At 58.8% G+C, this 10,696-nt stretch carries 7 protein-coding genes; all 7 read left to right on the forward strand.

From position 1 onward, the window contains the following. Window positions 1–2,570 (forward strand): flagellar hook-basal body complex protein (locus LAT62_RS14405; protein ID WP_293385429.1); only part of this gene is annotated, 2,570 nt, incomplete at its 5' end. 264 nt (window positions 2,571–2,834) lie between these two features. Beyond that, window positions 2,835–3,578 carry a flagellar basal body rod protein FlgF gene (locus LAT62_RS14410; RefSeq protein WP_293385432.1) on the forward strand — a complete coding sequence of 248 codons (744 nt, stop codon included), beginning with the start codon at window positions 2,835–2,837 and terminating at the stop codon, window positions 3,576–3,578. Between the two features lie 50 nt (window positions 3,579–3,628). Continuing rightward, a complete protein-coding gene (gene flgG / locus LAT62_RS14415; protein WP_293385435.1) occupies window positions 3,629–4,414 on the forward strand; it encodes a flagellar basal-body rod protein FlgG in 786 nt (261 codons plus the stop codon). Window positions 4,415–4,542: 128 nt separating this feature from the next. After that, entirely contained in the window at window positions 4,543–5,235 is a 693-nt protein-coding gene (gene flgH, locus LAT62_RS14420) for a flagellar basal body L-ring protein FlgH (protein WP_293385438.1), read from the forward strand. Window positions 5,236–5,258: 23 nt separating this feature from the next. Beyond that, window positions 5,259–6,371 carry a flagellar basal body P-ring protein FlgI gene (locus LAT62_RS14425; protein WP_293385441.1) on the forward strand — a complete coding sequence of 371 codons (1,113 nt, stop codon included), beginning with the start codon at window positions 5,259–5,261 and terminating at the stop codon, window positions 6,369–6,371. A 102-nt stretch (window positions 6,372–6,473) separates the two neighbouring features. Then, window positions 6,474–7,514: a flagellar assembly peptidoglycan hydrolase FlgJ gene (gene flgJ, locus LAT62_RS14430; protein ID WP_293385445.1), complete on the forward strand. Its 1,041-nt coding sequence runs from the start codon at window positions 6,474–6,476 to the stop codon at window positions 7,512–7,514. A gap of 25 nt (window positions 7,515–7,539) precedes the next feature. Beyond that, a complete protein-coding gene (flgK, locus tag LAT62_RS14435) occupies window positions 7,540–10,605 on the forward strand; it encodes a flagellar hook-associated protein FlgK (RefSeq protein ID WP_293385449.1) in 3,066 nt (1,021 codons plus the stop codon). The last annotated feature ends 91 nt before the right edge of the window (window positions 10,606–10,696 follow it).

The raw sequence follows: 10,696 nt of genomic DNA on the forward strand, positions 1-10,696 counted from the left end.
GTCTTTTTGCAGATGGTGGCTCCATCGACCTGACCTCGATCGAGGGCACGCCGGTCCGCGTAATCGGTAATGACAATACGGGACTTGAGTTCAACAATCTGATCATCGGGTCACCGACGAGACTGACCGGGTCACTGAACCTGACCAGCCCGGTGGGCGATGGGACCGGAGAATTGCGGATGACCCTGCAAACGGGTAACACCGTGGGCAATGTCACCGTCAATGTACCTCCTGGCGGATTTACCAACCCGTCAGATCTGGCCTCTGCCATCAATGCCCAGATCAACGCCTCGGCCACGCTCAATGGTCGAATCACCGCAGATCTGGACTCGTCCAATCGCCTGCGCTTCACCAACACAAGCAACAGTTCCAACCCCATTGTGGTGAACGATAATGGCAGTACCGATGCGATCACAGCCAACAATCTGGGGCTGACGTCCAGCAGCAATCCGCAGCCTACCCAGGTACTGGGATCCTCCGATCAGCCGGCCAACAACGAGATAGAGATTTCGGTGGGTGGCGAAAATCCGGGTTCTGGCACCATCCTGATCCCCGCCGATGAGTACGATAATACCGAAGCAGTCATCGCGGCCATCAACCAGCAGATCAATTCCAGTGCCGCACTGTTCGGCAAGGTGGAAGCCTATCAGATCAACGACCGTATCGGCTTCCGGCTCACCGAAGTGGGTGGCTTCCCCAATGAACTTGAAGTCACCGGCAATTCAGCCGCCTTGGAGGCCATCGGGCACACCTCGCAAAACGAGCCGGAGCCGATTGATCCGGTGGACCGGAGAACGTCTTTCCGGGTCAACCTGGTGGTCCCCGAACCTGATGACGAGAATCGCTCCGGATCTGTGGTGATCGAACTCGATGAGAATATCCGCAGTATCGAGCAACTGGCACAGGCCATCAATCGTGAACTGGCGGATGTGCCGGAAGAGGACTTCATCGGAGTTCGGGCGCAGGTGGTCACCAATGACGATGGCACCAAGCAACTCGAGTTTGTGGCCACTCAGGATGGCGAGCCCTCACAGATCAGCATCTCGGATGTACGTGCACCGGGCGAAGACATCACTCTGGCGGAGATCAATGCCCTGCTGCAGGTAGACCGGTTCAACAATGAACTGCTCGAGCTGGGTGAGCCCCAGGTGTCCAATGGTTATCCGGAGCAGACATTCCTGCTGGAAGATGCAGACGGCGAGACCCGCACCGTGACGCTGGAAGCCAACCTGTCGGCAGCCCAGATCGCCAGCCGTCTGACTGATCAGCCGGGTGTTCAGGCCTCTGCAACGACAGATCTGACATTCCGTGCGGAAGACTACCGAAACGCCGGTGACATGAACATTCTGATCAATGGTCAGATCATCGAAGCCAACTCCTTCCAGGGCATGGTGGAAGAGATTAACGGCTATCAGCAGACCACGCTGCGCGGCATCACCGCGTCACTGGATGACGATGGCAACCTGAATCTGCGCTCGGCAGCCGGGGCGGATATCCAGGTGGAGATTGATACGCCGCGCACCGCAGACCGTCTGACTCTGATCGGCCAGCCCAATACAGCACCGATTACCCTGGGGGGCAGCGACGATGCCGAGATGGCGGCACGCGTTGGGGGTGTGGTCGAGATCATCCTCAATGAAGGCGTCAGCATGCGTCAGCCCGATCCCAGGGTGACCGGCCTCTTCAATGGCTTGACCAGCGATGACTTCGAAGACTTCGTGATCAATGAGTTTGATCCCCAGGATTCGGACACCTACAACGAACGGGCGTCCATCACGGTCTATGACTCTCTGGGCACACCGCATCAGTTGGAACTCTACTTCGTGAAAGACCCTGATGACCCGGATCGGCCGCAGGACCTCAACTCGTGGACCGTCTTTGCCCAGATCGACGGTCAGGACATCGGCGACCCGGATCCGGATCTGCCGTTCCCGGAAAACCAGGAGCCGACCCGGTCCAGTTTCAGCATGTTCTTCCGCCCTGATGGTACGCTTGATCGCGAGGCGTCAGGAGACTGGCTGGTGTCGAACTGGATACCACGCAACGATGAAGGTCAGCCTACCGGTGCCTATGCGCCGCAAAACACGGCGGAAGGGGGTCGACTGCCGCTGCAGCAGCCCAATACCACGTCCAACTTCGAGATCAGTTTCCGCAATACGACCCAGTATGGCGGTTCCTTTGCCCGCAACGACTTCCAGCAGGATGGTTATGCCTCGGGTCGTCTGCGTGATCTGGAAGTGGATGACGAAGGCAATATCTTCGCCCGCTACACCAATGGTGAAAACCAGTTGCTGGGGCAGGTGGCCATAGCCAACTTCCGCAACCCGGAAGGCCTGGAACCTTCAGGCTTCACCGAGTGGCTGGAGACCTCCGCTTCGGGCAGTGTCACCGTGAGTACAGCGGGTACCGGGGTATTGGGGAACATCCGTTCAGCCTCACTGGAAGACTCCAATGTGGACCTGTCGGAACAACTGGTGAACCTGATCATTGCGCAGCGCAATTATCAGGCCAGTGCCAAGACCATTGAAACCACGAACGCCGTGACGCAGACGATCATCAATCTGCGTTAAGGGCTCCGCTGAGGCTGGCATCGGACGTCGACACGCCGCGTTGACCCCGAAGCCAGCCTCCAGCGGCAGGGCACTTGCCGCTATCGGCAAATGCCTTGCCGCTCTTGCCGCTCCGCTAAGTGGCAACACCCTCAAACCGCCCGTCCCGGGCGGTTTTTCTTTGTGCTGATATTGGCACGATCCTCGCAATACCTTGTTCAGACATCCACGGCAGCAGGCGCCAGACCCGGCGCCCTGCAGCTCACGACTGATACGAGGACGACCATGGATCGAGCACTCTACATCGCCATGACCGGAGCCAAGCACAATACGCTGGCTCAGGCGTCACACTCCAACAACCTGGCCAACGTGGATACCACCGGCTTCAGGGCCGACTGGCAGCAGGCACGGGCGATGCCGGTCTTTGGCGAATTTTATCCGTCCCGGGCCTATAGCATGACCGAGCGGCCGGCGACCGATTTCAATGACGGCCCGATGATTTCAACCGGCCGTGACCTGGATGTGGCCATTGCCGGTAATGGCTTCTTTGCCGTCGTTGATCAGAACGGCGAAGAAGCCTACACCCGACGCGGTGACCTGTCAGTGACACCGGCCGGAGAAGTGATCAACGGTGACGGCCTGCAGGTGATGGGCGAGGGTGGCCCATTGGTGCTGCCGGAGTTCGAACGCATCAATATCGGTGAAGACGGCGTCATCGGCATCCGGCCACTGGGTGCCGGAGCTGAAGAGTTTCTGGAAATCGACGCGCTCAAACTGGTGAACCCGGATCTGCAGAACATGCAGAAGGGCACAGATGGCCTGTTTCGCCCCGAAGAGGGCGAACCGGTGCTACCCAATGACCCCATTGTCCAGGTGCTGTCGGGTTACCGCGAAGGTTCCAATGTCAGCGCGGTACAGGAATTGATGGGCATTCTATCGCTGAGTCGCCAGTTCGAAATGCAGATCAAGATGATGAAATCATCGGAACGAATGACGGAATCCTCCACCAGCCTGTTGCGGCTGAGTTGATGGGACTGAACAGATAACGTCGCCCCACTCGGGCACGGGAGAGCACTGCCATGATGAAAGCACTTTGGGTCAGCAAAACCGGGTTGGAGGCTCAGGACAAGAACCTGTCGACCATCTCGAACAACCTGGCCAACGTCAGTACCACCGGGTTCAAGAAAGACCGCGCGGTGTTTCAGGACCTGATCTATCAGATACAACGCCAGCCCGGCGCACAGAATGCGGAAAATGCGCAACTGCCCTCCGGTCTGCAACTGGGTACCGGGGTGCGTATTGTCGGCACCCAGAAGGAATTCACCCAGGGTGACCTTGAGGTCACGGAGAATCCGCTGGATCTGGCCATCAACGGGCGGGGTTTCTTCCCCATTCTCACGCCGGATGGCGACTTCGCCTATACCCGGGACGGCACCTTCCACATCAATGCGGACGGTGAAATCGTAACCGCCAACGGCCATCTTCTGGACCCGGGTATCATCGTCCCCGAACAGGCCAATAGCGTAACCATTGGCGAAGACGGCATTGTGACTGCGACCTTTGCCGGCGACCGTGATCCGGTGGAAATCGGTCAGATCGAAGTGATCGACTTCATCAATCCGGCCGGCCTGGAAGCTGTGGGCAACAACCTGTTCCGGGAAACCGCGGCTTCAGGGCCACCGGAGGCGGGGATTCCAGCCATTGACGGCTTCGGGGCCATTATTCAGGGCGCCCTCGAAACCTCCAATGTGGCGATCGTGGAAGAAATGGTCGACATGATTTCGACACAGCGTGCCTATGAGATGAATTCGAAGGTGGTCAGCACCTCGGATCAGATGCTGGGTGCGATAACGCAGAATATGTAATTGGCAGATAGTAGACGGTAGACAGATGACAGTAGACAGTGAATGCACAGCCTGTTCAGCGCTGCAGATCCGCTCCTTCTGTCGACTGTCGACCATGTACTGTCAACTACCAAGCAGAGGACAACCTCATGAACACTCACAAATCAGCACTGTTGTTATCCGCTCTGGTGGTGCTGGCGGGCTGCACCAGCACTGGTGAGTTCCGGCTCGACGAGCGCCCGGACGAGCCCGACTTTGCGCCGGTGCCCAGCGAGTCCATCGCACCGCCGCCGCCGACCAATGGCTCCATCTATGCTCAGGGCTATGGTATTGCCCTGTTTGGCGACAAGAATGCCCACCGGGTGGGCGATGTGATCACGGTCATGCTCGACGAACGCACCGTGTCGCAGAAGTCGACCCAGACCAACTCCAGCCGCCAGTCCAATGTCGACTTGCAGACACCGCAGATCGGCGGCAATGATCTGGCCATACTGAACAACCCGCTGTCCGCCCAGATCAATGGCGATCGCAGCTTCAATGGCAGCGGCACGGCCAACCAGAGCAATCGCCTTGAAGGTGCGGTGAGTGTGACCGTCTCCGAGGTACTGCCCAATGGCGTGCTGCGGGTGCGGGGTGAAAAGTGGATCACGCTGACACGCGGAGAAGAATACTTGCGGGTGACCGGGTTGATCCGACCCGAAGACATCAACCTCGACAATACCATAGATTCGAGCAAGCTGGCCGATGCCCGCATTGCTTACAGTGGCACCGGCGAACTGGCCGATTCCACGCGACAAGGCTGGTTGACCCGTGTGTTCAACAGCCCCTTGTTCCCATTCTGAGCCTGCGGTGCGGAGGACTCGACATGAAACGTTCGATACCGATTATCGTGATAAGCCTTGCCTTGGCGTTGATGCTGTCGACCCAGGCAATGGCGCAACAGACACAGCGCATCAAGGATCTGGCCTCCGTGGCCGGGGTGCGTGAGAACCAGTTGGTAGGCTATGGTCTGGTGGTCGGTCTGGACGGTTCCGGTGACCGGGCCCCCTTCACCAACCAGACCTTCCGCAACATGATGGGCCAGTTCGGGATCACCATCCCCGAAGGCACAGACCCCCGGCTGCGCAATGTGGCGGCGGTCTCGGTGCACGCCTCACTGCCCGCATTTTCCCGTCCCGGCCAGTCCATTGACGTGACTGTGTCCTCACTGGGCAATGCCGACAGCCTGCGTGGTGGCAGTCTGCTGATGACGCCTCTCAACGGGCCTGATGGCAACACCTATGCGGTGGCGCAGGGCAATCTGCTGGTGGGCGGGTTTGGTGTTGAAGGTGCTGATGGCTCCAGCGTTACTGTCAATGTGCCCAGTGCCGGTCGTATTCCAAACGGGGCCATTGTAGAGCGTGAAGTGGAAACCGGCTTCAATAACAGTGACTATCTGACCTTTCATCTGAACCGGGCTGACTTTACCACCGCCACCCGCATGGCCGAGGCAATCAATGACCTGCTGGGGCCGGACAGTGCCTACGCACTGGATGGCGGCAGTGTGCGCGTAACAGCGCCGCGCGATGCCAATCAGCGGGTGTCCTATCTGTCGGTGCTGGAAAACATTCAGGTGGCCGCTGGTGATGCTCGTGCTCAGGTGATCGTCAATGCGCGCACCGGCACCATAGTGGTGGGCAAGCATGTGACCATCTCCGAGGTCGCCGTTACCCACGGCAACCTGACCGTCACCATCGACAACACCTTGCAGGTTTCACAGCCGGAACCCTTTACCGATGGCGAGACGGTGGTAGTGCCGGATGCCGACATTGATGTGGAAGAAGACGACAACCGCATGTTCCTCGTCGGTGACACAGTAACTCTGGAAGACCTGGTCAATGCGGTCAACGGGATTGGCGCAGCGCCTGGCGATCTGATGGCCATTCTTGAAGCCATGCAGCAGGCCGGTGCCCTGAATGCCGAGCTGATCGTGATCTGATGAAAAGGGGCCGCCGGGCCCCTTCAGTATCGGAACAGGTTGGCACGATGCCTGCAATATCATACCAGAGACTATCGGAATCAGTTTACTGTAGAGGCCACCATGTCACTGCCAACATCCGCTTTCAGCACGCCTGATCTGAGCACCCAGAGGTCGTTTGTCTACAACGACGTGCAGGGTCTGCAGAACATCAAGCGTCTGGCCGAGCAGGACGAAGATGCGGCCTTGAAACAGGTGGCGCTGCAGTTCGAGTCCATGTTCATGCAGCTGATCATGAAGAGCATGCGCGATGCCACGCGCTCGCTGAATGAAGACTCCTTCCTCAATACGCAGTACACCGAGTTCTATCAGGAAATGCATGACGAGCAGCTGATTCAGGAAATGAGCCGGCAGGGTGGATTGGGTCTGGGCGAGATGCTGTACCAGCAGTTGTCCAAGAATCCCGACCGACCCAACGGCAATTCCGTGCCGGATCTGTTGCCGCTTGATAACACCGGGCGGCCGATTCTGCCCTCTCATATCGGCCGGCCCCGGCCTGAGCGGGAGGACGACCTGTCCGGCCGGAGCAGCACCGATGACTTGAGTGTGACCGGTGCCGTCGGCAGCGGGCAGGTTGATACGGCGGACAAACGCCCTGAATTCACCACTCCGGATCAGTTCGTCAACACCCTGTGGCCGCTGGCGGAAGAAGCCGCGGAGGCGCTTGATGCCGACCCGCGCTACATACTGGCTCAGGCGGCTCTGGAAACCGGCTGGGGTCAGCATGTGATCGGTCAGCGCTCTGGTGACAGCTCCTACAATCTGTTCAATATCAAGGCGGATCAGCGCTGGTCAGGAGACAGTGCCCGGGTCACCACTCGGGAGTATCTGCAGGGCCGGCCGGTCAACGTGGAAGCAGACTTCCGGGCTTATGAGAGCTTCAGTGAAAGCTTCTCCGACTATGTCGCCTTTCTGCAGAACAGTCCGCGTTATGCCGATGCTCTGGCTGTCGCGCAGGATGGAGAATCCTGGGTCACGGCGCTGCAGGACGCCGGCTATGCCACCGACCCGGCCTACGCCGACAAGATCAATCGTATTGCCAACAGTCCCTGGATGCAGGGACAGATGGCCAGCAGCCGGCCGGTGGCCGAGGCTGGCCAATAATGGGGATCAGGGGGCCTGACGTGCCATGAGTCTGCTCAATACCGCCATCACCGGGATCAATGCCTATCAACGGCATCTCAATGTCATTGGTAACAATATCTCCAATGCCAACACCCCCGGCTATTCCCGTCAGGAAGTGGTGCTCAGCTCGGCCCTCTCCATCGACAAGGGCTATGGTTATCAGGGCACCGGCGTCAATGTGGACACCATCCGCCGGCTGGTCGACCAGTTTTCCATCGAGCAGTTGCGTACCGATACCCAGGTGTTCAAGGGCTATGAGTCGTTCCGCGACAATATCGAACAGGTCAACAAGCTGGTCGGAGATGAGCGCACCGGCATCAATGGCGCTCTGAACGAGTTTTTCTCGGCCCTGCAGACAGCTGCAGAGGACCCCGGATTCATACCGGGACGGGAAGCGTTTCTCGGCACGGCCAAGTCACTGCAGGATCGTTTCAATGTGGTTCAGGACCGTCTGAACGACCAGAATGAGGCGATCAACAAGGCAGTGTCTGCCAATGTCTCCGATATCAACAGCCTGGCCGCCAGCATTGCCGACCTCAATGAGGAAATCAATGCGCGCAGCCGCAAGGACGGCCTGCGCCCGCCCAATGACCTGCTCGACAAGCGGGATGAGCTGGTGCGGGAACTGTCCGAGATCATCGATCTGGATGTCGTGGATACCGGCCGGGGGCTGGATATCTTCATCGGCAATGGTCAGGCTCTGGTGTCTGCCTTCGAATCACGGCGCTTGCAGGCCGCAACCAGTGAAACGGATGCGCGGCGTACGGATGTCTATTTCATGGGCGCCAACCAGCGCGCCAACATCACTGATCGGATCAGTGGCGGCACGCTGGGGGGCATGCTGGAGTTTCGTGACACCAGCCTGAACAGCACCATGAACAGCCTGGGCCGACTCGCCATAGGTATCAGCGAATCATTCAACGCACAGCAGGCACGGGGCATCGACCTCGAAGGCCGGTTTGGCGACAACCTGTTCAACGATTTCAATGCTGAACGGGTGGCGCAGAGCCGGGTGCAGGCGAACAGCAACAACAGTCGGCCGCAGTCGGCCAGTGCCGAGCTGTATATCAGGGATATCGGGGCCCTGAGCACCAGTGATTATGAGCTGCGCATGACCGGCCCGCTCGACTTCGGCTATGAGATTGTGCGCCTGGACGACGATACCGTAGTCAAATCGGGCGCCCTGACCGGTGATCGCCCCGAGTCGGTGGAGTTCGACGGTCTTGAGCTGCGCCTGACGGCCGGCGAATTCCGTGACCGAGACCGCTTCCTGCTGCAGCCTACCCGACAGGCTTCCGCCGACTTCAATCAGGTACTGACCCGACCGGCGGAGCTGGCCTTTGCCGCACCGATTACCGGTGATGGCAGCTTGGCCAATCAGGGCTCGGGTCGGATCAATCAGGGTGAAATACTGGACGTCAATCAGCCGGCTTTTGAAGTGCCCGGCGAACTGTCGCCGCCCCTGCTGGTAGTGTTCGAATCGGAGACGACCTATTCGTTGCTCGACAACTCGGATCCGTTGCGACCGCGCAACCTGGAACCACCACAGCGCTATCTGCCCTTTACCCCGGGTGTGGGCAATGACCTGCTGTCTGATCGCCCCGGCGAAACCCAGGTCACCAGCTACAGTGGCTGGTTGCCCACCGTGCCCTACCTGCAATCGGCAGATCAGCCGGATTTCTGGCCGGACAACGACTTCAACCCGGAACGCATTACCTTTGAAACCTTCGACGACGAGGGTCGGCCCAGGCTGTTGGAGCGGGTTTCTACCGACAAGGGCGCCAGTGCCCGGGAAGTCGCCTCACAATTGAGCGGTGTGCCGGGCGTCAACGCACGAGCCTTTACAGAAGTGGAACTGACCAATTTCCGCAGCGCGCGGCCAAGCGATACAGCCCCAGATCCGGTGGAAGTCTTTATCAACGGTTTTGATCTGACTATCCCCGGTGATGAGCTGGGGGAAAACCAGCAGGTTTTTCAGGAAGGCTATATCCGGGACGTGCCGGATGTCATCACCCCGGACTTCCTGGCCAACCGAATCAACAACAGTTGGGAGCTGCAGGAGGCCGGCATCACGGCACGCAGCGACGGCGATTCGCTGCGCATCCTGGCTGAAAACGGCGATGACATCCAGATCGAATTGCGCGGCAACGGCATCACCGGAGACGCCGGTTCCAGGCCGGACTCGTTCGAGGTCAGCAATGGTCAGCAGGTGCGCCTGAGTAGCACCGGGTCGGATACCCGCGGGCTACTGACTGAAAGTAGAGGGTTTGATTTCTCGGAACGCGGGCCCTACACCTATGAGTTCACCACACCTTATGGAGAACAGGCCTCCATAGAGCTGACCGAAAACTATGAAGATGCCGACAGCATGCGTGATGCCATTGCGCAGAAGATCGAGCAGGAACTGATCAGTCAAGAGCGCATCAAGCGTGATGACCCTTGGCTGAACGGCCGCGATGCGCCGGGCCGGGTGCAGGTCAACATTGATGAGCGTGGCGAGATCAGCTTCAAGGTGCTGATGAAGATGGAAGGCCAGCCCGATGCGGACAGTGAAAAACTGACCATGGGCGGTACCGTGGATGTGGTGATGGACGATGGTATTCGCATGCGCACCGAGCCGGACCGCGGAAACCTCTTTCCCGGCCAGCCGGAAGCCCTGTCGACGTTCCTGGGTTATCAGTTTCAGATAGATGGCCGGCCGGAAGCCGGTGACCGGTTCGAGATCGACTTCAACCGGGATCCCAGTGGGGACAACCGCAATGCGGATCAAATGCTGGATTTCCAAGGCGACAAGCTGCTCAACCAGCAGGACGGCGGCATGAACTTTACCGAAGCCTACGCGCAACTGGCCGAGCAGATCGGGGTGCGTACTCGACAGGCGCAGATCAATACGGACGCTGCCAAGGTGTCCAAAGAGCAAACTGAAGACCGCATTCAACAGGTGTCGGGTGTCAATCTGGATGAAGAAGCAGCCCGCATGCTGCGTTTCGAGCAGGGCTACAATGCCAGTGCCCAGATGATCAAGGTGGCACAGGATATCTTTACTTCACTGCTGGGGGCATTCCGCTGATGAGTGATCGTATTTCTTCCTATCAGATGAACCTGGGTTCTCTGAACAATATACTGCGCAACCAGGCGCAGGTGGCGCGCTCGGAAGAGCG

Origin of the sequence: Natronospirillum sp. (assembly GCF_022565775.1) — a bacterium.
GTDB lineage: Bacteria > Pseudomonadota > Gammaproteobacteria > Pseudomonadales > Natronospirillaceae > Natronospirillum.